The following is a 23,978-nucleotide window of genomic DNA, read 5'->3' on the forward strand; positions in this document are numbered from 1 at the left end:
TCCATGGTGTACCCGAGAGCCTTCTCAGGCAAACCCACGCGCCCCAGCGTACGCCGAATGGCGGGCACCTATGCTCGGGCTCGTGGAAAACCACTCCTTGCCGCGCACAGCCGCCTTCTTTGACCTGGACAAGACGGTCATTGCGAAGTCTTCGACGCTGACCTTCAGCAAGTCCTTCTACAGGGGCGGGCTGATCAGCCGCCGCGCCGCCCTGCGGACGGCCTACATCCAGTTCGTCTTCCTGGCGGGCGGAGCCGATCACGACCAGATGGAGCGGATGCGTGAATATCTTTCCGCGCTCTGCAAAGGCTGGAACGTCGCCCAGGTGAAGGAGCTCGTCGCCGAGACCCTTCACGACCTGATCGACCCGATCATCTACGACGAGGCGGCCTCCCTGATCGAGGACCATCACGCCGCCGGCCGCGACGTCGTGATCGTCTCCACCTCGGGTGCCGAGGTGGTCGAGCCGATCGGCGAGATGCTCGGCGCCGACCGGGTCGTCGCCACCCGGATGGTGGTCGGCGAGGACGGGTGCTTCACCGGGGAGGTGGAGTACTACGCCTACGGGCCGACGAAGGCGGAGGCCGTGCGGGAGCTCGCGAAGTCGGAGGGCTACGACCTCTCGCGCTGCTACGCGTACAGCGATTCGGCGACCGACATCCCCATGCTGGAGGCCGTCGGCCACCCGTACGTGGTCAATCCCGACCGGACGCTGCGCCGTGAGGCCGTGGCACGGGAGTGGCCGGTCCTGGCCTTCGACAAGCCGGTGCGCCTCAAGCAGCGGCTGCCCGAATTCCGGATGCCGCCCCGCCCCACGCTCGTCGCCGCGGCGGCGGTCGGAGCGGCGGTCGTCGGAGCAGGGCTCGTCTGGTACGCGGCGCGGCGACGGCAGGCGGCGCTCACCCATCGCCCCGCCGGGGACTTTGCCCGAATTTGAGCAATCGACAGAGAAGTGGAGCCACCACTTTCGCTTCCACCCGGACAGGAGTAGAAAGGAATCAGGCCCGCGAGACCGAGGACATCCGAGAGGATCACCTGTTGAGCATGAAGGCCCCACGGACCTAGCACTGAAACCGGGCACCCACGCGACGTCGACCCGTCGATTACGGGCCAGCCGCACCAGGCCACGGGCAAAGTACCCGGCCTGATGGGCACATATCGAGGACGCTTGGTAACTGGGTGGACGTGCCAGCGGCGGTACCAGGACTGGTGCCGCCGCAACCCGTTTCCGGCCCCGGTCGGCCCGTGAGGGCCAGGTCGCCCGTGAAGGCCAGGTGGGCCCATGAGGGCCAGGCTCAGGCGGCGCCGCGCTGGAGGGCCTCGCAGACGGCCGTCGACTCCCGGACCCCCAGCTCGACCGAGCGTCCACAGTGCGCGATCCAGGCACCCATGCCCTCCGGGGTGCCCGACAGGTACCCCTCGAAGGCGGCGAGGTAGGCGGCCCGGCCCTGCTCCGCGTGGCCGACCTCGGCCGGGCAGATGGCCTTGGGGTCGAGGCCGCTGCCGACCAGCGCGATCCGCTCGGCCGCCCGCGCGACGAGGCCGTTGTACGAGGTGAAGGGGCGCAGCGCGAGCAGTTCGCCGTGGACCACGGCGGCCGTGACGAGGGCCGGGGCCTCGCTGCCCGCGACGATCAGTTCGGCGAGGCCGTCGAGCCGCCCCGCGATCTCGGCGGGCGTCGGCAGCGGGACGTCGATCAGGGGTTCGTCGACCGTCTCGCCGTCCAGCCGGGGCCGGCCCACGGAGTCTCCGACACCCGCGCCGGCGCCGGCCGGGAGGCCCGCGTCGCCGGCGGCGACCAGGTGCAGCCGGGCGAGGACGCGCAGGGGCGACTGGCGCCAGATGGAGAGCAGCTGCCCGGCCTCGGCGCCGAGGCGCAGGGCGGCACCGACGGTGCGGGCCTCGGCGTCGGCGCTGAAGTCGGTGCGCCGGCGGACCTCTTCCAGGGCCCAGTCGGCCCCGGACAGGGCGGCCGAGCCGCGCGCGCCGCGCAGGGCCGCCTCGGAGGAGATCTCGTTGCTGCGGCGGCGCATCACGCGGTGGCCGTAGACCCGGTCGACGGCCTTGCGTACGGAGTCCACCGCTTCGGCGACGCCCGGCAGGGAGCCGAGGGCGGCCAAGGGGTCAGAGGCGTGCGTACTCATAAGTAGGGAGGCTACGCGCCTCGGGGCCCCGCCCCACGATGGAGTGGTCTTCTTCACGCAGCTTGACCACGCGGCGCAATCATGCCGCTACCCTAGGTGAACATGAAGATCGCTTTCGTGGGGAAGGGCGGCAGCGGCAAGACCACGCTGTCCTCGCTCTTCATCCGCCACCTCGCCGCCAACGAAGCACCGGTCGTCGCCGTCGACGCCGATATCAACCAGCACCTGGGTGCCGCGCTCGGTCTGTCCGAGGCGGAGGCCGCCGCGCTGCCCGCGATGGGCGCGCATCTGCCGCTCATCAAGGAGTACCTGCGGGGCAGCAATCCGCGGATCGTCTCCGCCGACACGATGATCAAGACGACGCCGCCCGGGGCGGGTTCGCGGCTGCTGCGGGTCCGCGAGGACAACCCGGTGTACGAGGCGTGCGCGCGTCCGGTCCCGCTCGACGACGGCGAGATCCGGCTGATGGCGACCGGGCCCTTCACCGAGTCGGACCTCGGGGTCTCCTGCTACCACTCCAAGGTGGGCGCGGTGGAGCTCTGCCTCAACCATCTGGTCGACGGGGCCGACGAGTACGTGGTCGTCGACATGACGGCGGGTTCGGACTCCTTCGCGTCGGGTCTCTTCACCCGCTTCGACATGACCTTCCTGGTCGCCGAGCCGACCCGCAAGGGCGTCTCGGTCTACCGCCAGTACAAGGAGTACGCGCGGGACTTCGGCGTGGCGCTCAGGGTCGTCGGCAACAAGGTGCAGGGCCGGGACGACCTCGACTTCCTGCGCGAGGAGGTCGGGGAGGACCTGCTGGTGACGGTGGGGCACTCGGACTGGGTCCGCGCGATGGAGAAGGGCCGTCCGCCCCGGTTCGAGCTCCTGGAGGCGGAGAACCGCATGGCGCTCCAGGCCCTCCAGGACGCGGCGGACGACTCGTACGCCCACCGCGACTGGGAGCGCTACACGCGCCAGATGGTCCACTTCCACCTGCGCAACGCGGAGAGCTGGGGCAACGCCAAGACCGGGGCCGACCTGGCGTCGCAGGTCGACCCCGGCTTCGTACTGGACGAGGGGCTCAGCGCCGTTCAGCCCGCCTGACCCCCGAGGGCCGGCCCGGCACCGCCCCCCCACCTGACACCGACGGTCGGGCTCAGTGGCGTTCGGTCTGCTCGGTGGTCTTGGCCGGGGCGCCTGCCGGGGCGGCCGGCTGGGGAGTGAGGAAGGCCTTCCAGCCGCCCGCCGGCGCCTCGCCCACCTTCAGGGTGCGCATCTTGGCGATGACGTCGGGGTCCTGGGCGTCGAGCCAGTCGGCGAGCTGACGGAAGGAGACGCACTTGACGTCCTTCTGCACGCAGACGGTGGCGATGGTCTCCTCGACGGCCCGCATGTACGTGCCGCCGTTCCAGGACTCGAAGTGGTTGCCGATGATCAGCGGCGCGCGGTTGCCCCGGTAGGAGCGCTCGAAGGCCTGCACCAGGCCGTCGCGCATCTGGTCGCCCCAGTAGCGGTGCCGGGAGGGGTCGCCCTGGGTCGTACCCGACTGGTTCACCAGGAAGTTGTAGTCCATGGAGAGCGTCTGGAAGGCGCGGCCCGGGACGGGCACGAGCTGCATCGACAGGTCCCACAGGCCCAGGTCCTTCTTGGGCCAGATCTGGTCGTTGACGCCGCTGGTGTCGTAGCGGAAGCCCATCTGCGCCGCCGCCCGGACGAAGTTCTTCCGGCCCTCCAGGCAGGGGGTGCGGGCGCCGACGAGCTCCTTGTCGTAGTCGAAGGGCAGCGGCTGCTCGGCGCGCAGGCCGGCGTTGGTCTTCCAGTGCTTGACGAAGGACTTGGCCTGGTTGATCTCGCTCTTCCAGTCCTCGACCGACCAGTTGTCGACGCCGCCGTCCTTCCCGCAGAAGTGGCCGTTGAAGTGGGTGCCGATCTCGTTGCCCTCCTGCCACGCGCCGCGCAGTTCGCGGACGGTGGCGCGGATGCCCTCGACGTCGTTGAAGCCGATGTCGGAGCGGCCGGGGCTGTGCTGCGGCGGGTCGTAGAGCTCCCGCTTCTCCTCCGGCAGCAGGTACACGCCGCTGAGGAAGTACGTCATGGTGGCGTCGTACTTCTTGCCGACCGCGCGGAAGTGGGAGAACAGCTTCTGGCTGTCCTCGCCGGCGCCGTCCCAGGAGAAGACCACGAACTGCGGCGGGGTCTCGCCGGGCTTGAGCTTCTGCCAGACCGGCTGGTGGGGCTGGGCGCCGGTGAAGGCGGTCGAGCCGTCGCCGATCAGCCGGGTCACGGTCTGCGGGGCCGCGGCCGGGCCCTTCTTGGCGCCCGCGTCGCCCGGGGTGCCCTTCGCGGCGGTGTCGTCGGAGCCCGAGCAGCCGGCGAGGCCGGTGGCGAGGGCGAGGGTGAGGGCGCCGACGGCGAGCGCCTTCCTCCGGACAGTGGTCGTTCTGCGGGCGGCTGACATCCGCGCACCTCTCCTCAGATCCTCGGATTTGCGTACAAGCGGCGTAAACGTCGCACCGTGAGGACCGGGGGCCGTCAACGACAAGCGGCATGTGCACGTTCTGTCACCGGAACAGGTGAATCATTGCCCTGTTTGCCCCGAAAATAATGCCGCAGTCTTTACTCTCCATTACGATCCATTTACCGAGCGTTGATCCTCCACTCGAACACGCAGATCACCCGGAGGCTCTCGCCGATCCCGCCGCTGCACCCCGCACGAGCCGCGACCGCGCTGCCCCGGAGGAGACGGGAACATGACTCTCTGCACCCCTGCCCGCACGACCAACCGGCCCCGGAGCCAGCGGCCTCACAGCCCGCCGGACGGGCCCCGCCGCTTCCGCCCCGCCGGCGCCGACGTCTCCGCGTCCGTCGCCGTCTTCCTGATCGCGCTGCCGCTCTCGCTCGGCATCGCCCTCGCCACCGGAGCCCCGCTCCAGGCCGGCCTGGTGGCCGCCGCCGTCGGCGGCCTCGTCGCCGGCCGGTTCGGCGGCTCCCCGCTCCAGGTGAGCGGCCCCGCCGCCGGACTCACCGTCGTGACCGCCGAGCTCATCCAGAAGTACGGCTGGCGCACCACCTGCGCCATCACCGTCCTCGCCGGCCTCACCCAACTCGCCCTGTCGGCCCTGCGCGTGGCCCGCTCGGCGCTCGCCGTCTCGCCCGCGATCGTGCACGGCATGCTGGCCGGCATCGGCGTCACCATCGCCCTCGCCCAGCTCCACATCGTGCTGGGCGGCACTCCGCAGAGCTCCGCCGTGGACAACGTCATCGGGCTGCCCGCCCAGTTGGCGCGCGCCCACCCGGAGGCGCTCGCCATCAGCGCCCTCACCGTGGCCGTGCTGCTGTGCTGGCCGCGCCTGCCGGGCCGCGCGGGACGGCTCATGCGGAAGGTCCCCGCCGCGCTCGTCGCGGTGGCCGGGGCGACGGCCGCGGCCGCCTTCGCCGGGTTCGCCGTGCCGCGCGTGGACCTGCCGTCCTGGAGCAGCCACGCCCTGCCCGGCCTGCCCGAGGGCCCGGTCCTCGGCATCGCGGCGGGCGTGCTCACGATCACGCTGGTCACCAGCGTGCAGTCGCTGCTGTCGGCCGTCGCGGTCGACAAGCTGGTCGCCGCCCGGGAGGACCGCGGCCAGGGCGTCCCCCGCTCCCGTCTCGACCGCGAGCTCGCCGGACAGGGCGCGGCCAACATGGTCTCCGGGGCGCTCGGCGGCCTCCCGGTCGCCGGGGTCGCGGTCCGCAGCGTCGCCAACGTCTCGGCGGGAGCGGTGAGTCGGGCCTCGACCATGCTGCACGGCCTGTGGATCGTGCTCGCGGCCCTGCTGCTCGTGCCGGTGCTCGACCTGATCCCGCTGCCCGCGCTCGCCGCCCTCGTCATGGTGGTCGGCATCCAGATGGTGAGCATCACCCACATCCGTACGGTCACCCGGCACCGCGAGGTCGTCGTCTACGCGGTGACGCTGACCGGCGTCGTCCTCGTCGGCATCCTGGAGGGCGTCGCCCTCGGGATCGCCGTGGCCATCGCGGTCGCCCTGCACCGGCTCGCCCGCACCCGGATCACCCGGGAGGAGCGGGACGGCCGCCAACTGCTGCACGTACGGGGCCAGCTGACCTTCCTCGCCGTGCCCCGGCTCAGCCGGGCGCTGCACCAACTGCCGCGGGGATCCGACGTGGTGGTCGAGCTCGACGGGTCCTTCATGGACCACGCCGCCTACGAGACGCTGAGCGACTGGACCGCCGGGCACCTCGCCCACGGCGGGACGGTCGAGACCACCGGGCCGTCCGGTGCCCGGATCGCCGAGCCCGCGCCCGTCACCGACTCCGCCTCGCACCCCTGCTGCCGTCCCTGGACTCCCTGGCACAACCACCAGTGCGGGGAAGAGCCGGCCGAGCCCAGACGGACGACGGGAACCGGACAGACGACGGGGCTGCATCTCGCCAGCGGCATCGGCAAGTTCCAGCGGAACACCGCCCCGCTGGTCCGGGACGAGCTCGCACGGCTCGCCCGGGAGGGGCAGCGGCCCTCGCAGCTCTTCCTGACCTGCTCCGACTCCCGCCTCGTCACCAGCATGATCACCTCCAGCGGGCCGGGCGACCTCTTCACCGTGCGCAACGTCGGCAATCTCGTCCCGCTGCCCGGCGAGGAGAGCGGGGACGACTCGGTGGCGGCGGCGATCGAGTACGCGGTGGAGGTGCTGCGGGTGGAGTCGATCACCGTCTGCGGCCACTCCGGCTGCGGCGCGATGCAGGCCCTGCTGAACGGCGGCCCGGACGACCCGCCGACCCCGCTCCGCCGCTGGCTGCGCCACGGCCGGCCCAGCCTGGAGCGGATGGCGAGCCGACGCCACGCCTGGGCCCGGATCTCCGGGCGCCTCCCGGCCGACGCGGTCGAGCAGCTCTGTCTGACCAACGTGGTCCAGCAGTTGGAGCACCTGCGGGCGTACGAGCCGGTCGCGCGCCGGCTGGCCGAGGGCACGCTCACGCTGCACGGCGTGTACTTCCACGTGGGCGAGGCACAGGCGTACCTGCTCTCCGGGACGGACGAGGTGCACGGCTACGACGACGTCTTCACGCGGGTGATGCCGACGGACGGCCCCGAGACGACGACCCGGACCGCGCCCGCGGGTTCCCTCGAAGTGGCGACCCCGGCCGTCCCCACGGACTCCCTCGAAGAGGTGACCCTGGGCATGCCGACAGACCGCCTGGCGGCGCGCGCGTCCTGACCCCGGCGGCCACGACACCGGTGGTGCGCGTCGCGACCTCCGCGACCGCGCCACCGGCGGCGCGCGTCCTGAACCTTCCGGTCCTCCCGGCCGTGAGACTGTGTGGCCCCTTCTTCCACCGCTCGGGGAGAAGGGGCCACCGCACGTCAACCCGCTCACAGGTCTAAACCAATTCCCTGGAGGCTCTTGTCACCCGGGCATCTGACTGATGAGCTATGACGCGGGACACATACGCACAGAGGACGCCCTGGGAAAGGGAGATGTCGTGAGCAACGAATCCTTGGCCAACCTGCTCAAGGAAGAGCGGCGGTTCGCGCCGCCCACCGAGCTGGCCGCGGACGCCAATGTGACGGCGGAGGCGTACGAGCAGGCCAAGGCGGACAGGCTGGGCTTCTGGGCCGAGCAGGCCAGGCGACTCAGCTGGGCCACCGAGCCGACCGAGACCCTCGACTGGTCGAACCCGCCGTTCGCCAAGTGGTTCGCGGACGGCGAGCTGAACGTGGCGTACAACTGCGTCGACCGGCACGTCGAGGCCGGTCACGGCGACCGGGTCGCCATCCACTTCGAGGGCGAGCCGGGCGACAGCCGCGCGATCACCTACGCCGAGCTCAAGGACGAGGTCTCCAAGGCCGCCAACGCCCTGATCGAGCTGGGCGTCCGCAAGGGCGACCGGGTCGCCGTCTACCTGCCGATGATCCCCGAGGCGGCCATCACGATGCTGGCCTGCGCCCGCGTCGGCGCCGCCCACTCGGTGGTCTTCGGCGGCTTCTCGGCCGACGCCGTCGCCTCCCGCATCCAGGACGCCGACGCCAAGCTGGTCGTCACCGCCGACGGCGGCTACCGCCGCGGCAAGCCGAGTGCCCTCAAGCCGGCCATCGACGAGGCCGTCGCCAAGTGCCCGCAGGTCGAGCACGTCCTCGTGGTCCGTCGTACGGGCCAGGACACCGCCATCACCGAGGGCCGGGACGTCTGGTGGGACGACGTCGTCGCCCGCCAGTCCGCCGAGCACACCCCGGAGGCCTTCCCGGCGGAGCACCCGCTCTTCATCCTCTACACCTCCGGCACCACGGGGAAGCCGAAGGGCATCCTGCACACCTCCGGCGGCTACCTCACCCAGGCCGCCTACACCCACCACGCCGTCTTCGACCTCAAGCCGGAGACCGACGTCTACTGGTGCACCGCCGACATCGGCTGGGTGACCGGTCACTCGTACATCGTCTACGGCCCGCTGGCCAACGGCGCGACGCAGGTCATGTACGAGGGCACCCCGGACACCCCGCACCAGGGCCGGTTCTGGGAGATCGTGCAGAAGTACGGCGTCACGATCCTGTACACGGCGCCCACCGCGATCCGCACGTTCATGAAGTGGGGCGACGACATCCCCGCGAAGTTCGACCTCTCCAGCCTCCGTGTGCTCGGCTCGGTCGGCGAGCCGATCAACCCCGAGGCCTGGGTCTGGTACCGCGAGCACATCGGCGCGAACAGGACCCCGATCGTGGACACCTGGTGGCAGACCGAGACCGGCGCGATGATGATCTCGCCGCTGCCGGGCGTCACCGAGACCAAGCCGGGCTCCGCCCAGCGCCCGCTGCCGGGCATCTCCGCCACCGTCATGGACGACGAGGCGAACGAGGTCCCGAACGGCGGCGGCGGTTACCTCGTCCTCACCGAGCCGTGGCCGTCGATGCTCCGCACCATCTGGGGCGACGACCAGCGCTACATCGACACGTACTGGTCCCGCTTCGAGGGCAAGTACTTCGCCGGTGACGGCGCCAAGAAGGACGAGGACGGCGACATCTGGCTGCTCGGCCGGGTCGACGACGTCATGCTCGTCTCGGGCCACAACATCTCGACGACCGAGGTCGAGTCGGCCCTCGTCTCGCACCCGTCCGTGGCCGAGGCGGCCGTCGTCGGCGCCGCCGACGAGACGACCGGCCAGGCGATCGTCGCCTTCGTCATCCTGCGCGGCAGCGCCGAACAGGACGAGAACCTGGTCGCCGAGCTGCGCAACCACGTGGGCGCGACCCTCGGTCCGATCGCCAAGCCGAAGCGGATCCTGCCGGTGGCAGAGCTGCCGAAGACCCGCTCCGGCAAGATCATGCGCCGCCTGCTGCGCGACGTCGCGGAGAACCGCGAGCTGGGTGACGTCACGACCCTGACCGACTCCTCCGTGATGTCGCTCATCCAGAACCAGCTGCCGGCCACGCCCAGCGAGGACTGAGCCGCCACCGGTAGGTCGTGAACGCCCGTCCCGAGCCGCTCGGGACGGGCGTTCCCGTACCCCGGCCCACCTGCACACCCCGACGGGACGAAAGGCCCATATCTTTCTAAAGTGAATCTCGCCGGACACATCCCGGGCTCGTTAGGTAAAGTAAGGACCGCGTCAGGAACGCGACAGAAAGACCCAGGTGAGCCGGGAAGTCTGGTCGGCATGTGCTTCGCCCTGCCTGCCCGACGGAGGTCCCCCACGTGTCCGTGTCCCACGACCGCAAGTTCCTCGGCCGCCTCTCGCTGCCCGAGCGGCGGTACATCGCCGACGCCCTGCGCACCGAGACCGTCGGCGGCGTCCTGCTGCTCCTCGCCGCCGTCGCCGCCCTCGTCTGGGCGAACACGCTCGGCGGCAGTTACGAGGCCGTCCGGGACTTCCACATGGGCCCCGCCGCCCTCGGCCTCGACCTGTCCATCCAGCACTGGGCCGCCGACGGCCTCCTCGCGGTCTTCTTCTTCGTCGCGGGCATCGAGCTCAAGCGCGAACTCGTCGCGGGCGAGCTGCGCGATCCCAAGGCCGCGATGCTCCCCGTCGTCGCCGCGCTCTGCGGCATGGCCGCCCCCGCCCTCGTCTACACCCTGGTCAACACCCTCGGCGACGGCTCCCTGGACGGCTGGGCCGTGCCCACCGCCACCGACATCGCCTTCGCGCTCGCCGTCCTCGCCGTGATCGGCACCTCGCTGCCGTCCGCGTTGCGCGCCTTCCTGCTCACCCTCGCCGTCGTCGACGACCTGTTCGCGATCCTGATCATCGCGATCTTCTTCACCAGCGACCTGAACTTCGCCGCGCTCGGCGGCGCCGCCGCCGGACTCGTCGTCTTCTGGCTGCTGCTCCGCAAGGGCGTCCGCGGCTGGTACGTGTACGTGCCGCTGGCCCTGGTCGTCTGGGGCCTGATGTACAACAGCGGCGTCCACGCCACGATCGCCGGCGTCGCCATGGGCCTGATGCTCCGCTGCACCACCCGGGAGGGCGAGGAGCACTCCCCCGGCGAGCGCATCGAGCACCTGGTCCGGCCGCTCTCGGCCGGGTTCGCCGTGCCCCTCTTCGCGCTCTTCTCCGCCGGGGTGAGCGTCTCCGGCGGCGCGATCCACGACGTCTTCACCCAGCCGGTCACCCTCGGCGTGGTCCTCGGCCTCGTCGTCGGCAAGGCGATCGGCATCTTCGGCGGCACCTGGCTCGCCGCCCGCTTCACCCGCGCGGAGCTCAACCCGGACCTGGCCTGGCCCGACGTGTTCGCCGTCGCCACCCTCGCCGGGATCGGCTTCACCGTCTCGCTCCTCATCGGCGAACTCGCCTTCGCCGGGGACGCCGCCCTCACCGACGAGGTGAAGGCCGCCGTCCTGATCGGCTCGCTCGTCGCGGCCGTCCTCGCCTCCGTCCTGCTGAAGCTGCGGGTCCGGAAGTACCAGGCCCTCGTCTCCGAGGAGGAGCGCGACGACGACGGGGACGGGATCCCCGACATGTACGAACAGGACGACCCCGAGTACCACCTGAGGATGGCCGAGATCTACGAGCGGAAGGCGGCGGAACACCGGCAGCGCGCCCAACTGGCGGGGGCATCGCGCGACGGCGCCGACCGTCCGGCATGATCTGAGTCGGACCGTAGACAGAAGGAGAGGGAGCAGCGATGAGCGACCCGTACGACGGCACCGAGCGCAGCCTCGGTCAGCTGGTCGCCTCGGCGACCGCCGAGATGTCCGCGCTGGTGCACGACGAGATCGCCCTGGCCAAGGCCGAGATCCGACAGGACGTCAAGCGCGGCGCGATCGGCAGCGCGGCGGGCATCGCGGCCGCCGTGGTGCTGCTCTTCTCGCTGCCGATGCTGAGCTTCGCGCTCGCGTACGCCATCAACACCTGGACCGGCGGGCACAACGGTAACGGGGGCTGGAACCTCGTCTGGTGCTTCCTGCTGTCCTTCGCCTTCAACGTGCTGGTCGCGACGCTGCTCGGGCTGATCGCGTACGCCAAGTTCAAGAAGGTCAAGCCGCCGGAGAAGTCCATCGCCTCCGCCAAGAAGACGGCGGCGATCATGCAGAACGCGAAGCCGCACCCCCGTCCGGAGCCGCGCCCGGCACTGGACAAGGCCTCCGTTGTGGCACGCTCGTCCGTATGACCCTTCCCGAGAGCACCGGCGGCAACGGCGGGCCCGTACGGCTCGACGGGCCGTGGACGCACCGCGACGTCGCCGCCAACGGCGCCCGCTTCCACATCGCCGAGATGGGCGACGGCCCGCTGGTGCTGCTCCTGCACGGCTTCCCGCAGTTCTGGTGGACCTGGCGCCACCAGCTGCCCGCGCTCGCCGAGGCCGGGTTCCGGGCGGTCGCGATGGACCTGCGCGGGGTGGGCGGCAGCGACCGCACGCCACGGGGTTACGACCCCGCCAACCTGGCCCTCGACATCACCGGCGTCGTCCGCTCCCTGGGCGAACCGGACGCGGCGCTCGTCGGGCACGACCTGGGCGGCTACCTCGCCTGGACGGCCGCCGTCATGCGGCCGAAGCTGGTGCGCCGGCTCGCGGTCTCCTCGATGCCGCACCCGCGCCGCTGGCGCTCGGCGATGCTCTCCGACTTCTCCCAGTCGCGGGCCGGTTCGCACATCTGGGGCTTCCAGCGGCCGTGGCTGCCGGAGCGTCAGCTCGTCGCGGACGACGGTGCGCTCGTGGGCGAGCTGATCCGGGACTGGTCGGGCCCGAAGCCGGTCGACGAGGAGGCCGTCGAGGCGTACCGGCGGGCGATGTGCGTGCCGTCGACGGCGCACTGCTCGATCGAGCCGTACCGGTGGATGGTGCGGTCGCTGGCCCGCCCGGACGGCATCCAGTTCAACCGGCGCATGAAGCGGCCGGTCCGGGTGCCGACGCTCCATCTGCACGGCTCCCTGGACCCGGTGATGCGGACCCGCAGCGCGGCGGGGTCCGGGGAGTACGTGGAGGCGCCGTACCGCTGGCGGCTCTTCGACGGCCTGGGGCACTTCCCGCACGAGGAGGACCCGGTGGCCTTCACCACGGAACTCGTCAACTGGCTGAAGGACCCCGAGCCCGACCGCTGAGCCCCCGTCAGGGACGGCCTCGGCGCACAGGCGTCCGTCGAACGGCCATGTGCCTCGCGCATACTCCAATTGGCGGGCCCCGAGGCGGTTATCGACCTCGGCCCCCGGGCAGACGTCGAAGTATGGGCTGGACGCACGACTACGGTGACACGACAGCACGCGACCGCCGCTCGGCCACGGGGCCGGGCTCCCGGGAGAGGGGTGGCCCGGCGGACGCGGGCTACGCGGTACCAGGGGTGGGGATCTCGCGCATCCTGCGCCGCCGGGCCCGATGGGTCTCGGCCCGACTGCGGCACCCCAGAAACACCCCGTGAGCAGGCGCCCAGCGGAGCGGTGAGCGCCTCCTGAGCCCCTTCGGGCCCGTTTCCGGACAAGACCCTTCGGGGAGCTCCTTCGGGCCCGTTTCGGACAAGCCCCTTCGGGCTCGGCTCAGAGGGCGCAGGCCTGGGTGTCGACCTGCTGGTCGGCGGTCCGGCCCTGCTCGATGTCCTCGCGGATCTCGTCGACCGTCAGGGCGTATCCGGTGTTCGCGTCGTCGAGGGAGCGGGCGAAGATCACGCCGTACACCTCGCCGTCCTCGGTGAGGAGCGGGCCGCCGGAGTTGCCCTGGCGGACCGTCGCGTACAGCGAGTACACGTCCCTGCGCACCTCGTCGCGGTGGTAGATGTCGGGGCCCTTGGCGCTGATGCGGCCCCGCACACGGGCCGACCGCACGTCGTACGAGCCGTTCTCCGGGAAGCCGGCGACGATCGCGTCGTCGCCGCTGCGGGCGTCCTCGTCGGTGAAGGCCAGCGGCGTGGCCCGGAGGCCCGGCACGTCCAGGACGGCGATGTCGCGCCGCCAGTCGTAGAGCACGACCTTGGCGTCGTAGAGCTTGCCCTCGCCGCCTATCTGGACGGTCGGCTCGTCGACGCCGCCGACGACGTGGGCGTTGGTCATGACGCGGCGGTCGGCGAAGACGAAGCCGGTGCCCTCGAGGACCTTGCCGCAGCTCTGCGCGGTGCCGACGACCTTCACGATGGAGCGCTGCGCGCGGGCGGCGACGGGGCTGTGGGCGAGCGCCGGGTCGGGCGGGGTGACCGGGGTGATCGGCTCGTTCGCGAAGGGGCTGAAGACCTGGGGGAAGCCGCTGCGGGCCAGGGTGGAGCTGAAGTCGTCGAACCAGCCCGAGGCCTGATCCGGCATCACCTGCTCCACGCCGAGCAGCACCTTGGAGTTCCGCACCTCCTTGCCCAGGGTGGGCAGCGAGGTGCGGGCGAGGGCGGAGCCGATCAGCCAGGCCACGAGCAGCATCGCGACGACGTTGACCAGGGCGCCGCCGGTGGCGTCCAGGGCGCGGGCCGGCGACCAGGTGATGTGGCGGCGCAGCTTGTTGCCGAGGTGGGTGGTGAAGGCCTGGCCGACGGAGGCGCAGACGATGACCGCCATCACGAAGACGACGGTGGCCGTCGTCGACACCTCGCTGTGGTCGGTCAGCTGGTCCCAGAGGATCGGGAGCAGCAGGACGGCGACGAGGCCGCCGCCGAGGAAGCCGATGACCGAGAGGATGCCGACGACGAATCCCTGGCGGTAACCGATGATCGCGAACCACACGGCGGCGAGCAGCAACAAGATGTCCAGCACGTTCACCGTCAATAGCCTCGCAGATTCGTTTCCGGTCGCCCGGGGTCGGTCGGCCCACGGCCGGTCCGCCCGGAGGTCAGCCTGTCATGAGCGCCAGTCGAGCGGGACCTGCCTGGACCGGTCCCAGGGGAGCTCCCAGCCGGCGTAGTGCAGCAGCCGGTCGATGACGCCGGCCGTGAAACCCCAGACCAGAGCGGATGCGACGAGGAATCCGGGGCCCTTGTGGCCGCTCGGGTGCACGGTGGTCGCGCGGTTCGCGGGGTCCGTGAGATCCGCCACGGGGACGGTGAAGACGCGGGCGGTCTCCCCGGGGTCGACGACGCCGACCGGGCTGGGGTCGCGCCACCAGCCGAGGACGGGGGTGACGACGAAGCCGCTGACCGGGATGTAGAGCCGGGGGAGGACGCCGAAGAGCTGGACGCCCGCCGGGTCGAGGCCGGTCTCCTCCTGGGCCTCGCGCAGGGCGGCGCGCAGCAGGCCGCCGTCCGCCGGGTCGCCGTCCTCGGGGTCGAGGGCGCCGCCGGGGAAGGAGGGCTGTCCGGCGTGCGAGCGGAGGCTGCCGGAGCGCTCCATGAGCAGCAGCTCGGGTCCGCGCTCGCCCTCGCCGAAGAGGACGAGGACGGCGGACTGGCGGCCGGCGCCGCTTTCGGGCGGCAGGAAGCGGCTCAGCTGCTCGGGCCGGACCGTGCGGGCGGCCCGGTCGACCGGTTCGAGCCAGTCGGGCAGCCCGTCCCGGCTGAGCAGCCCGGCCGTGCCGGGTCCGTGGATCTCTTCGTCAGTGCGCGTCACTGGGCACCCCCGTGGTTCACAACGCGATCGGTGGACGGGTTCGTTCCCGGCGTTCCCCCCGCCCCGGCCGACCGGGGCGGGGGGAACGCGCCCGGGGCTCCCGGGGGCGGGTTCAGGCACCGCCGCCGAGCGGGGGCGCCGGGATGCCGGGGTAGTCGGGCGGCGGGTTCAGCCGCTGGCCGGGGAAGCCGCCCATCTCGTACTTGAGCAGCTTCCGCGCCTTCTCGGGATCGGTCTCGCCCTCTCCGTACGAGGGGCAGAGGTGGGTGATCGGGCAGGCGCCGCAGGCGGGCTTGCGGGCGTGGCAGATCCGGCGGCCGTGGAAGATCACCCGGTGCGAGAGCATCGTCCACTCGCTCTTGGGGAAGATCGTGGCGACCTCGGCCTCGATCTTCACCGGGTCGTCGGACTCGGTCCACCGCCAGCGCCGGGCGAGACGGATGAAGTGGGTGTCGACGGTGATGCCGGGGACCCCGAAGGCGTTGCCGAGGACGACGAAGGCGGTCTTGCGGCCGACGCCGGGGAGCTTGACGAGGTCCTCCAGGCGGCCGGGGACCTCTCCGCCGAAGTCGTCCCTGAGGGCGGCGGCGAGACCCATGATCGACTTCGTCTTGGCGCGGAAGAAGCCGGTCGGCCGGATCAGCTCCTCGACCTCCTCGGGCACGGCCGCCGCGAGGTCCTCGGGCGTGGGGTACTTCACGAAGAGGGCGGGGGTGGTCTGATTGACCCGCAGGTCGTTGGTCTGGGCCGAGAGGACCGTGGCGACGAGCAGCTCGAAGGGGTTGCGGAAGTCGAGCTCCGGGTGGGCGTACGGATAGACCTCGGCCAGCTCGCGGTTGATCTTCCGGGCGCGGCGGACCATGGCGAGCCGCGATTCGGGCTTCACGGGCTTCCGATTTGCACCTTTAGCCCGTTTCGACACGCCGCGTTCGCCCACAGCGGAATTACCTTCGGCCGACACTCTTTCAGCCCCCTTGGCCTGCGCTCTCACCGGCGAGTTGGACACCCGGCCAGCCTAGGCGCCGCCGCCGACATCCGCCCCGGGCACGGCCGATCGGAGCCCAATCGGGCCCCTGACGTACGGATGGGCGGCTCGGTACGTCAAACTTGTTGTGATTGATCGCACTGTTTTGTGCGTCCGGCATCATGGGACCCAGGTCCTTTGAGCAGGTCGACAGTAGGAGAGAACTCGTGGACGACGTTCTGCGGCGCGCCCCGCTCTTCGCGGCGCTCGATGACGAGCAGGCTGCCGAGCTGCGCGCCTCGATGAGTGAGGCGACGCTCGCCCGTGGCGACGCGCTCTTCCACGAGGGCGACCCCGGCGACCGCCTGTACGTGGTGACCGAGGGCAAGGTGAAGCTGCACCGCACCTCCCCCGACGGCCGCGAGAACATGCTGGCCGTCCTCGGCCCCGGCGAGCTCATCGGCGAGCTGTCCCTCTTCGACCCGGGCCCGCGCACCGCCACGGCGACCGCGCTGACCGAGGTCAAGCTGCTCGGCCTGGGCCACGGCGACCTCCAGCCCTGGCTGAACGCCCGCCCCGAGGTGGCCACCGCGCTGCTGCGCGCCGTCGCCCGCCGACTGCGCAAGACCAACGACCAGATGTCCGACCTGGTCTTCTCCGACGTCCCGGGCCGTGTCGCCCGCGCGCTCCTCGACCTGTCGCGCCGCTTCGGCGTGCAGTCGGAGGAGGGCATCCACGTCGTCCACGACCTCACCCAGGAGGAGCTGGCCCAGCTGGTCGGCGCCTCCCGCGAGACGGTCAACAAGGCGCTCGCCGACTTCGCCCAGCGCGGCTGGCTGCGCCTGGAGGCCCGCGCCGTGATCCTGCTGGACGTGGAGCGCCTCGCGAAGCGCTCGCGCTAGCACCCGGCACACGAGAAGGCCGCCCCGATCCGAGGACCGGGGCGGCCTTCCGCGTCCTGCGGGACGGTCAGCGCTTCGAGCCGTCCACGATCACCGGGGCGGAGCCGCCGGAGCCGCAGGGCACCGCGTAGACCGGGTTCTTCGCCGCGGCCTCCTTGTACGCGTCGATGCACTGGTTCATCAGGACCTTGTCCGTCAGCGACTCGTTGAGGATCTTGTTGGCGCGGGCGATGCCCTCCGCCTCGATGCGGCGCCGGTCGGCCTCGGCCTTGGCCGTACGGGCGGCCTCGGTGGCCCGCTCGGTGGCCTGCTGCTGCTGGATCTTGCGGTCGATCTGGCCCTGGAGGGCGTCCGAGGGCTTCACGTTGCGCAGGTTGACCGTGGTCACGTCGATGCCGCGCGGGGCCAGACGCTCCTTGATCAGGGCGCCGATCTCGGCGTTGATCTTCTCGCGGTCGGTGGCGTACCCCTGCTCGCTGGTGTAGTGGGCGAAGACGTTGCGGACGATCTCCCGGCTGTCCGGGTAGACCAGCCGCTGCTGGATGGCCTCCTCGCTGCCCGCGAGCTTGTAGAGCTCGACGGACTTGGCCTGGTCGACGGACCACTTCACCGTCACCTCGGCGTACATGACACCGCCCTGCGAGGAACGGACCTCGACCACGTCCTTGTCGGAGAGGTTGAGGTCGACCGGTCGGGTGGAGAAGGTCGTGACGTCCGTGAACGGCGACTTCAGGTGCATGCCCGAGGTCATCGGCGAACCCACCTTGCCGAAGGCGACCGGCACGCCGACCTCGTACGCGCTGATCACGTACGTCATGCTCGCGATCAGCGAGAAGAGGCCGGCCAGGACCGCGCCGAGGGCGCCGAACTTCAGCCCCTTGGAGTCGTTGGCACGGCCGACGAGAAAGAGCACGACTGCGGCTATGACCAGCAGGATGGCGATGACGAACACGGGCGGTCCCCCCGAAAGCTACGGCCGGATGTAAGCGGAGCGTAAGACACGCGGGAAAGCCGAAAGGTTCCGGGGCCGGTCTCACGGGGCGGGGGGGCGGTCGGATCGGACCGGGGCCGGGTCGGACCGAGGCCGGGTCGGACCGGGGCCGGGTCGGGTCCGACCGGGGCCGGGCCGGGGCGCGGTCGGGCCGAGCCGCGCCCCGGGCAGACCGGACCCGGAGGTCCTCCCTCAGACCAGGCCGCGGTCCCTCAGGTACTCCAGCTGCGCCCGTACGGACAGCTCGGCCGCCGGCCACAGCGAGCGGTCCACGTCCGCGTACACATGGGCGACGACCTCCGCCGCCGTCCGGTACCCCGCCTCGACCGCCGTCTCCACCTGGGCGAGCCGGCTCGCCCGGTGCGCCAGATAGAACTCCACGGCCCCCTGCGCGTCCTCCAGGACCGGCCCGTGTCCCGGCAGGACCGTGTGCACCCCGTCGTCGACGGTCAGGGAGCGCAGCCGCCGCAGCGAGTCCAGGTAGTCCCCGAGCCGCCCGTCCGGGTGCGCGACCATCGTCGTCCCGCGCCCCAGGATCGTGTCGCCCGTCAGCACCGCCCGGTCGGCCGGCAGGTGGAAGGAGAGCGAGTCCGAGGTGTGTCCGGGCGTCGGGACGACCCGCAGCTCCAGGCCGCCGACCGTCACCACGTCCCCGGCGCCGAGCCCCTCGTCGCCCAGCCGCAGCGCCGGATCGAGGGCCCGCACGGCCGTCCCGGTCAGCTCCGCGAACCGCCCGGCGCCCTCCGCGTGGTCCGGGTGGCCGTGGGTCAGCAGGGTCAGCGCGACCCGCTTGCCGAGCTTCTCGGCCGTGTCGATCACATGCCGCAGATGGCCCTCGTCGAGCGGCCCCGGGTCGACCACGACGGCGAGGTCCGAGCCCGGCTCGGAGAGCAGCCAGGTGTTGGTGCCGTCGAGGGTCATCGCGGACGGGTTGGGCGCCAGGACGTTCACGGCGCGGTCGGTCGCGGGCCCGGAGGCCACCAGTCCGCGCGGCTGGCCGGGCAGGGCGGCGGCGTCGCTCATCGCTCGCCTCCCGCGGGGATGACCTTGGTGAACTCCTCGTGCCCCGGCCAGCTCAGGACCAGCTCGTCGCCCTCCAGGCGCGCCTGTGCGAGGACGGGGGCCATGTCCTGCGCCTCCGCCGCCACCAGCGCCTCGGCGGCCGTCCCGTACGGCTCCAGGGTGCGCAGGGTCGAGATCGTCGGCGGCATCATCGTCAGCTCGCCCCGGTCGTAGCCGGCCGCGGCGTCCGCCGGGCGGATCCAGACCGTGCGGTCCGCCTCCCCCGACACGTCCCGGGTGCGCTGCCCGGCCGGGAGGGCCGCCACGAAGAACCAGGTGTCGTACCGGCGCTCCTCGAACTCCGGGGTGATCCAGCGGGCCCAGGCGCCCAGCAGGTCCGAGCGCAGGACGAGCCCGCGCCGGTCCAGGAAGTCGGCGAAGGACAGCTCCCGGGCGACGAGCGCCTCCCGGTCCCGCTCCCACTCCTCGCCGGTCGTGTCGCCGACGACGCCGTCCGTGGTCTCCCCGGCGAGCAGCACGCCCGCCTCCTCGAAGGTCTCGCGCACGGCGGCACAGACCACGGCCTGGGCCTGCGCCGGATCGTCGAGGCCGAGCCGGGCCGCCCACGTGTCCAGGGACGGACCCGCCCAGCGCACCGGCTGCTCGTCGCGCGGGTCGACGCCGCCGCCGGGATAGGCGTACGCACCGCCGGCGAAGGCCATCGAGGTGCGGCGGCGCAGCATGTGTACGTCGGGCCCGGAGACGCCGTCCCGCAGGAGCAGGACCGTGGCGGCGCGCCGGGGCGTCACGGGGGTGAGCTCACCGGCGGCGAGGGCGCGGATGCGGTCGGGCCACTCCGCCGGGTACCACTGACCGTTCGACTGCTTCGACTGACCATTCGACATGGCCGGATGCTATGCGCAAGCATCGGAATGCACGAGAGCCGGTTTCCCCGGGCTGTGGAAAACCGGCTCCCTGTCGTACGGGGTCGTACGGGCTCTCGTCGAGCCGTACGGATCGGCGGTCAGGCCTCGACGAGCTCGACCTGGACCTCGACCTCGACCGGCGCGTCGAGCGGCAGCACGGCCACGCCGACGGCGCTGCGCGCGTGCACGCCCTTCTCGCCGAGGATCTCGCCGAGCAGCTCGCTGGCGCCGTTGACGACGGCGGGCTGGCCGGTGAAGTCGGCGGCGGAGGCGACGAAGCCGACGACCTTCACGACGCGCTTGACGCGGTCGAGGTCACCGGCGACCGACTTCACGGCCGCGAGCGCGTTGAGCGCGCAGGTGGCGGCGAGCTTCTTGGCCTCCTCGGGCGTGACCTCGGCGCCGACCTTGCCGGTCACCGGAAGCTTGCCCGCCACCATCGGGAGCTGGCCCGAGGTGTAGACGTACACGCCGGACTGCACGGCCGGCTGGTAGGAGGCGAGCGGCGGCACGACCTCGGGCAGGGTCAGGCCCAGCTCGGCGATCCGCGCCTCGACGGCCCCGCTCACGACTTGGCCCGCTTCAGGTAGGCCACGAGCTGCTCGGGGTTGTTCGGCCCGGGCACGACCTGGACGAGCTCCCAGCCGTCCTCGCCCCAGGTGTCCAGAATCTGCTTGGTCGCGTGCACCAGAAGCGGCACCGTGACGTACTCCCACTTGGTCATGGGGCCGACTGTATCCGCTGCCGGGCGGCTGCCCGCCGAGGTGGCCCCCGAAGCCTCCCCTAGGGAGCTTCTCCGGGGCGGCCTGCTGATTGCGCCCGGCCGCCAGTGGTTAGGCTCGACAGCGTGAGCAGGCTCCAGGTCGTCAGCGGCAAGGGCGGTACCGGTAAGACGACGGTCGCCGCCGCCCTCGCCCTCGCCCTCGCGACGGAGGGGAAGCGGACCCTCCTCGTCGAGGTCGAAGGCAGACAGGGCATCGCACAGCTCTTCGAGACGGAAGCCCTTCCGTACGAGGAGCGCAAGATCGCCGTCGCCCCCGGCGGCGGAGAGGTGTACGCGCTGGCGATCGACGCCGAGCGCGCGCTCCTCGACTACCTCCAGATGTTCTACAAACTGGGCGGGGCGGGGCGGGCCCTGAAGAAGCTCGGCGCGATCGACTTCGCGACGACGATAGCGCCGGGCGTCCGGGACGTGCTCCTGACCGGCAAGGCGTGCGAGGCGGTCAGGCGGCGCGAGAAGGACGGCCGCCCCACCTACGACCACGTCGTCATGGACGCGCCGCCCACCGGCCGCATCACCCGCTTCCTCAACGTGAACGACGAGGTCGCGGGCCTGGCCAGGATCGGCCCGATACACAACCAGGCGCAGGCCGTCATGCGGGTCCTGAAGTCCCCCGAGACGGCGGTGCACCTGGTGACGCTCCTGGAGGAGATGCCGGTCCAGGAGACCGCCGACGGCATCGCGGAGCTGAGGGCCGCCGACCTTCCGGTGGGGCGGGTCGTGGTGAACATGGTCCGCCCGCACGTCCTCGACGGGGCGGCGGTACGGGCGGCCTCGGGCGACCACCGGGACGCGATCGCGCGCACCCTGGCGTCCGTCGGCGTCACGGGCGGCACGCGGCTGGTCGAGCCGCTCCTCGACCAGGCGGCCGAGCACGCGCGGCGGGTGGAGCTGGAACGGACGCAGCGCGCCGTCCTGGACGGCGTCGGCGTCCCCTCGTACGAACTGCCCTTCCTCGGGGACGGGGCGGACATCGCCGGGCTCTACCGGCTGGCGAAGGAACTGCGGAAGCAAGGGGTGGGCGCGTGACGGAGAAGGCGGACGCCGCGACGACCCCCGAAGCGGCCACCACCGGGGCCGGAACGGGGGGCGAGGCCGGAGCCGGAGCCGTACCGGACAGCGCGGGCGGGCTCGATCGCGTGCCCCTCCTGGAGCTCGATCCGCTCCTCGACGACCGGGGGACCCGGATCATCGTGTGCTGCGGCGCGGGCGGGGTCGGCAAGACGACCACGGCGGCGGCCCTCGGCGTGCGGGCGGCGGAGCGCGGCCGGCGGGTCGTGGTCCTCACCATCGACCCGGCTCGCCGGCTCGCCCAGTCCATGGGCATCGACTCCCTCGACAACACGCCCCGCAAGGTCGACGGGATCAAGGGGTCCGACGGCGGCGAACTGCACGCCATGATGCTCGACATGAAGCGGACCTTCGACGAGATCGTCGAGGCTCACGCGGAGCCCGAGCGGGCGCGGGCGATCCTGGAGAACCCCTTCTACCAGTCCCTGTCGGCCGGGTTCGCCGGTACGCAGGAGTACATGGCGATGGAGAAGCTGGGTCAGCTCCGGGCCCGCGACGAGTGGGACCTGATCGTCGTGGACACCCCGCCGTCCCGGTCCGCGCTGGACTTCCTCGACGCGCCGAAGCGGCTCGGGTCCTTCCTCGACGGGAAGTTCATCAAGCTGCTCATGGCCCCGGCGAAGGTCGGCGGCCGGGCCGGGATGAAGTTCCTCAACGTCGGCATGTCGATGATGACGGGGACCCTGGGGAAGCTGCTGGGGGGTCAGTTCCTGAAGGACGTCCAGACGTTCGTGGCGGCGATGGACACGATGTTCGGCGGTTTCCGGACCCGCGCGGACGCCACGTACAAGCTTCTCCAGGCGCCGGGCACGGCCTTCCTCGTGGTCGCCACGCCGGAGCGGGACGCGCTGCGCGAGGCCGCGTACTTCGTGGAGCGGCTGGCCGCCGAGCAGATGCCGCTGGCCGGCCTCGTCCTCAACCGCGTCCACGGCAGCGGCGCCGCCCGGCTGTCGGCCGAGCGGGCGCGGGCCGCCGCGGAAAATCTTGACGAGGGGCGCATTGTGGATCAGGGGGGCGGGAAGGCTGGACTGCGTGGCTCCCCGGCCACCACGCCCGAGTTCGAGACCGAGCCCGAGCCGAACGATCTCGCCACCGCCGCCGCACATCCCGTACCCGAGGCTGCCCCCACAGCCGAACCGGCACAGGAAACCGACGTGGACGTACGTCATCTCACCGCAGGACTTCTGCGCCTGCACGCAGAGCGCATGCGGGTGCTCGCGCGCGAGCAGCGCACGCGCGACCGCTTCACCGCGCTCCACCCGGAGGTGGCGGTGACCGAAGTGGCCGCCCTGCCCGGCGATGTGCACGACCTCGCCGGGCTGCGGGCCATCGGTGACCGGCTCACGGCGGGGCGGATGCCCTCGGCCTGAGCCGTCTCGCGTACGAGTACCCGTGTCCGTACTCGTACCCGCGTCTCGTACGGGTCGCGGGGTCAGCCGACCGCGGCGTACGCCTCGTACGTCGCGTCGTCCTCGATCGCCACGGGCAGCAGGCCCGCTCCCCGCTCGTACTCCGTCCGCGCGGTCTCCAGGAGCCGGCGCCACGAGGTGACGGTCGGCCTGCGGCGCAGCAGGGCGCGGCGCTCGCGCTCCGTCATGCCGCCCCACACGCCGAACTCCACGCGGTTGTCGAGGGCGTCGGCGAGGCACTCGGTCCGCACCGGGCATCCGGTGCACACCGCCTTCGCCCTGTTCTGCGCCGCTCCCTGCACGAAAAGTTCATCCGGATCGGTAGTGCGGCAGGCCGCCTGCGCACTCCAGTCAGCTACCCAGCCCATACCGGCGCCGTCCTCTCCCGAATCGAGGCTCCCCCACGGCGGTAGCGGCATATTCACCGCTGCCAGTTGGGACGTTACGGAAGGTGGGCACAGCGCAACACCCCCTTCGGGCCCAATCTTGAATGGTCCGAACGGACTATGCGTGCGCGTCAGATCACCCAGAGGAGTGATCGAAGGGCATGCGTGTGATAACGGGCATATCGCAGGGATATGCCCTTCCCCGGCGGGGTCGTTCCGGGACACCGCATGACACATGAGCAGGAATCGGACATGAGGCTTCCCGTGTTTCGGGGTCACGGGAATTCATGCCGATGTCACACCCGGGTCTTGATGCGAGACCACACTGCTGTGACAGTTGGGAGCAGCTTAGGCCAAGGCATATACGTGTGTCCGGCGAATGAGAACGTAGACACCTCACGTTGCTATGCCGTCAAGCCGGAGGGCTCACGCCCTCGAACATCGAGTGCCGCGGAAGGGCGTCTCCTCGTACGGATAGCCT

22 protein-coding genes are annotated in these 23,978 nt (G+C 71.6%); 11 read left to right on the top strand and 11 right to left on the bottom strand.

Annotated elements, in window-relative coordinates:
* Nucleotides 1–70: 70 nt before the first annotated feature.
* Entirely contained in the window at nt 71–937 is an 867-nt protein-coding gene (locus ACIGW4_RS27070; RefSeq protein ID WP_123453121.1) for an HAD family phosphatase, read from the top strand.
* A 358-nt stretch (nt 938–1,295) separates the two neighbouring features.
* On the opposite strand, the gene ACIGW4_RS27075 is transcribed toward ACIGW4_RS27070, so the two are convergent.
* Nucleotides 1,296–2,144 carry an oxidoreductase gene (locus ACIGW4_RS27075; protein ID WP_399583302.1) on the bottom strand — a complete coding sequence of 283 codons (849 nt, stop codon included), beginning with the start codon at nt 2,142–2,144 and terminating at the stop codon, nt 1,296–1,298.
* Between the two features lie 102 nt (nt 2,145–2,246).
* Here ACIGW4_RS27075 and ACIGW4_RS27080 point away from each other — a divergent pair, with 102 nt between their 5' ends.
* Nucleotides 2,247–3,233 (top strand): ATP-binding protein, encoded by a 987-nt coding sequence (locus tag ACIGW4_RS27080; protein WP_359586805.1) that lies wholly within the window; start codon nt 2,247–2,249, stop codon nt 3,231–3,233.
* 52 nt (nt 3,234–3,285) lie between these two features.
* On the opposite strand, the gene ACIGW4_RS27085 is transcribed toward ACIGW4_RS27080, so the two are convergent.
* Nucleotides 3,286–4,587, bottom strand: a complete 1,302-nt coding sequence (locus tag ACIGW4_RS27085) for a hypothetical protein (RefSeq protein WP_123453127.1) — start codon at nt 4,585–4,587, stop codon at nt 3,286–3,288.
* Between the two features lie 292 nt (nt 4,588–4,879).
* Here ACIGW4_RS27085 and ACIGW4_RS27090 point away from each other — a divergent pair, with 292 nt between their 5' ends.
* The 6 genes from ACIGW4_RS27090 to ACIGW4_RS27115 all read left to right on the top strand — a co-directional run bounded on the left by ACIGW4_RS27090 (nt 4,880) and on the right by ACIGW4_RS27115 (nt 12,967).
* Nucleotides 4,880–7,339, top strand: a complete 2,460-nt coding sequence (locus ACIGW4_RS27090) for a SulP family inorganic anion transporter (protein ID WP_399583305.1) — start codon at nt 4,880–4,882, stop codon at nt 7,337–7,339.
* Nucleotides 7,340–7,604: 265 nt separating this feature from the next.
* Nucleotides 7,605–9,560, top strand: coding sequence for an acetate--CoA ligase (gene acs / locus ACIGW4_RS27095; RefSeq protein ID WP_399583307.1), 1,956 nt, complete (start codon nt 7,605–7,607; stop codon nt 9,558–9,560).
* Between the two features lie 248 nt (nt 9,561–9,808).
* Nucleotides 9,809–11,197 (top strand): Na+/H+ antiporter NhaA, encoded by a 1,389-nt coding sequence (gene nhaA / locus ACIGW4_RS27100; protein WP_123453131.1) that lies wholly within the window; start codon nt 9,809–9,811, stop codon nt 11,195–11,197.
* Between the two features lie 38 nt (nt 11,198–11,235).
* Nucleotides 11,236–11,721, top strand: coding sequence for a phage holin family protein (locus ACIGW4_RS27105; protein ID WP_399583309.1), 486 nt, complete (start codon nt 11,236–11,238; stop codon nt 11,719–11,721).
* Nucleotides 11,718–12,653 carry an alpha/beta fold hydrolase gene (locus ACIGW4_RS27110; protein ID WP_123453135.1) on the top strand — a complete coding sequence of 312 codons (936 nt, stop codon included), beginning with the start codon at nt 11,718–11,720 and terminating at the stop codon, nt 12,651–12,653. Before ACIGW4_RS27105 ends, ACIGW4_RS27110 begins: the two co-directional genes overlap by 4 nt.
* Before the next feature lie 122 nt (nt 12,654–12,775).
* Complete coding sequence (locus ACIGW4_RS27115) at nt 12,776–12,967, top strand: hypothetical protein (RefSeq protein WP_093875378.1); 192 nt, start codon at nt 12,776–12,778, stop codon at nt 12,965–12,967.
* Between the two features lie 115 nt (nt 12,968–13,082).
* On the opposite strand, the gene ACIGW4_RS27120 is transcribed toward ACIGW4_RS27115, so the two are convergent.
* The 3 genes from ACIGW4_RS27120 to nth form a co-directional block, all read right to left on the bottom strand.
* Nucleotides 13,083–14,282 (bottom strand): MarP family serine protease, encoded by a 1,200-nt coding sequence (locus tag ACIGW4_RS27120; protein WP_123453137.1) that lies wholly within the window; start codon nt 14,280–14,282, stop codon nt 13,083–13,085.
* A 78-nt stretch (nt 14,283–14,360) separates the two neighbouring features.
* The gene (locus tag ACIGW4_RS27125) at nt 14,361–15,065 is read right to left on the bottom strand and encodes an NUDIX hydrolase (protein ID WP_399583312.1); all 705 of its coding nucleotides are present in this window, start codon (nt 15,063–15,065) and stop codon (nt 14,361–14,363) included.
* A 112-nt stretch (nt 15,066–15,177) separates the two neighbouring features.
* The gene (gene nth, locus ACIGW4_RS27130; RefSeq protein WP_399583330.1) at nt 15,178–16,026 is read right to left on the bottom strand and encodes an endonuclease III; all 849 of its coding nucleotides are present in this window, start codon (nt 16,024–16,026) and stop codon (nt 15,178–15,180) included.
* A 230-nt stretch (nt 16,027–16,256) separates the two neighbouring features.
* Between nth and ACIGW4_RS27135 the strand changes: the two genes are divergently transcribed.
* Nucleotides 16,257–16,931, top strand: coding sequence for a Crp/Fnr family transcriptional regulator (locus ACIGW4_RS27135; RefSeq protein ID WP_015034542.1), 675 nt, complete (start codon nt 16,257–16,259; stop codon nt 16,929–16,931).
* Between the two features lie 67 nt (nt 16,932–16,998).
* On the opposite strand, the gene ACIGW4_RS27140 is transcribed toward ACIGW4_RS27135, so the two are convergent.
* The 5 genes from ACIGW4_RS27140 to ACIGW4_RS27160 form a co-directional block, all read right to left on the bottom strand.
* Entirely contained in the window at nt 16,999–17,883 is an 885-nt protein-coding gene (locus ACIGW4_RS27140) for a prohibitin family protein (RefSeq protein ID WP_123453142.1), read from the bottom strand.
* A gap of 231 nt (nt 17,884–18,114) precedes the next feature.
* Nucleotides 18,115–18,945: an MBL fold metallo-hydrolase gene (locus ACIGW4_RS27145; RefSeq protein WP_123453144.1), complete on the bottom strand. Its 831-nt coding sequence runs from the start codon at nt 18,943–18,945 to the stop codon at nt 18,115–18,117.
* Nucleotides 18,942–19,829, bottom strand: coding sequence for an NUDIX hydrolase (locus ACIGW4_RS27150; RefSeq protein WP_123453146.1), 888 nt, complete (start codon nt 19,827–19,829; stop codon nt 18,942–18,944). Before ACIGW4_RS27150 ends, ACIGW4_RS27145 begins: the two co-directional genes overlap by 4 nt.
* A 119-nt stretch (nt 19,830–19,948) precedes the next feature.
* Nucleotides 19,949–20,419, bottom strand: a complete 471-nt coding sequence (locus ACIGW4_RS27155) for a RidA family protein (RefSeq protein WP_359586798.1) — start codon at nt 20,417–20,419, stop codon at nt 19,949–19,951.
* Nucleotides 20,416–20,574: a DUF4177 domain-containing protein gene (locus ACIGW4_RS27160; RefSeq protein ID WP_015034547.1), complete on the bottom strand. Its 159-nt coding sequence runs from the start codon at nt 20,572–20,574 to the stop codon at nt 20,416–20,418. The genes ACIGW4_RS27155 and ACIGW4_RS27160 overlap by 4 nt, the downstream gene beginning before the upstream one ends.
* A 123-nt stretch (nt 20,575–20,697) precedes the next feature.
* On the opposite strand from ACIGW4_RS27160, the gene ACIGW4_RS27165 reads away from it, so the two are divergent.
* Entirely contained in the window at nt 20,698–21,660 is a 963-nt protein-coding gene (locus ACIGW4_RS27165; RefSeq protein ID WP_399583316.1) for an ArsA family ATPase, read from the top strand.
* 110 nt (nt 21,661–21,770) lie between these two features.
* A complete protein-coding gene (locus ACIGW4_RS27170) occupies nt 21,771–23,072 on the top strand; it encodes an ArsA family ATPase (protein ID WP_123457360.1) in 1,302 nt (433 codons plus the stop codon).
* A 62-nt stretch (nt 23,073–23,134) separates the two neighbouring features.
* On the opposite strand, the gene ACIGW4_RS27175 is transcribed toward ACIGW4_RS27170, so the two are convergent.
* Entirely contained in the window at nt 23,135–23,479 is a 345-nt protein-coding gene (locus ACIGW4_RS27175; protein ID WP_015034550.1) for a WhiB family transcriptional regulator, read from the bottom strand.
* Between the last annotated feature and the right edge of the window lie 499 nt (nt 23,480–23,978).

Source organism: Streptomyces sp. NPDC053513, from assembly GCF_044544765.1.
In the GTDB taxonomy this organism is placed as follows: domain Bacteria; phylum Actinomycetota; class Actinomycetes; order Streptomycetales; family Streptomycetaceae; genus Streptomyces; species Streptomyces litmocidini.

Coding starts and splice junctions, on each gene's coding strand:
- ACIGW4_RS27075 (WP_399583302.1), bottom strand. CDS start 2,144: ATGAGTACGCACGCCTCTGACCCCTTGGCCGCCCTCGGCTCCCTGCCG.
- ACIGW4_RS27145 (WP_123453144.1), bottom strand. CDS start 18,945: ATGAGCGACGCCGCCGCCCTGCCCGGCCAGCCGCGCGGACTGGTGGCC.
- ACIGW4_RS27090 (WP_399583305.1), top strand. CDS start 4,880: ATGACTCTCTGCACCCCTGCCCGCACGACCAACCGGCCCCGGAGCCAG.
- ACIGW4_RS27085 (WP_123453127.1), bottom strand. CDS start 4,587: ATGTCAGCCGCCCGCAGAACGACCACTGTCCGGAGGAAGGCGCTCGCC.
- ACIGW4_RS27160 (WP_015034547.1), bottom strand. CDS start 20,574: ATGACCAAGTGGGAGTACGTCACGGTGCCGCTTCTGGTGCACGCGACC.
- ACIGW4_RS27080 (WP_359586805.1), top strand. CDS start 2,247: ATGAAGATCGCTTTCGTGGGGAAGGGCGGCAGCGGCAAGACCACGCTG.
- ACIGW4_RS27110 (WP_123453135.1), top strand. CDS start 11,718: ATGACCCTTCCCGAGAGCACCGGCGGCAACGGCGGGCCCGTACGGCTC.
- ACIGW4_RS27175 (WP_015034550.1), bottom strand. CDS start 23,479: ATGGGCTGGGTAGCTGACTGGAGTGCGCAGGCGGCCTGCCGCACTACC.
- ACIGW4_RS27070 (WP_123453121.1), top strand. CDS start 71: ATGCTCGGGCTCGTGGAAAACCACTCCTTGCCGCGCACAGCCGCCTTC.
- ACIGW4_RS27115 (WP_093875378.1), top strand. CDS start 12,776: ATGGGCTGGACGCACGACTACGGTGACACGACAGCACGCGACCGCCGC.
- ACIGW4_RS27105 (WP_399583309.1), top strand. CDS start 11,236: ATGAGCGACCCGTACGACGGCACCGAGCGCAGCCTCGGTCAGCTGGTC.
- ACIGW4_RS27150 (WP_123453146.1), bottom strand. CDS start 19,829: ATGTCGAATGGTCAGTCGAAGCAGTCGAACGGTCAGTGGTACCCGGCG.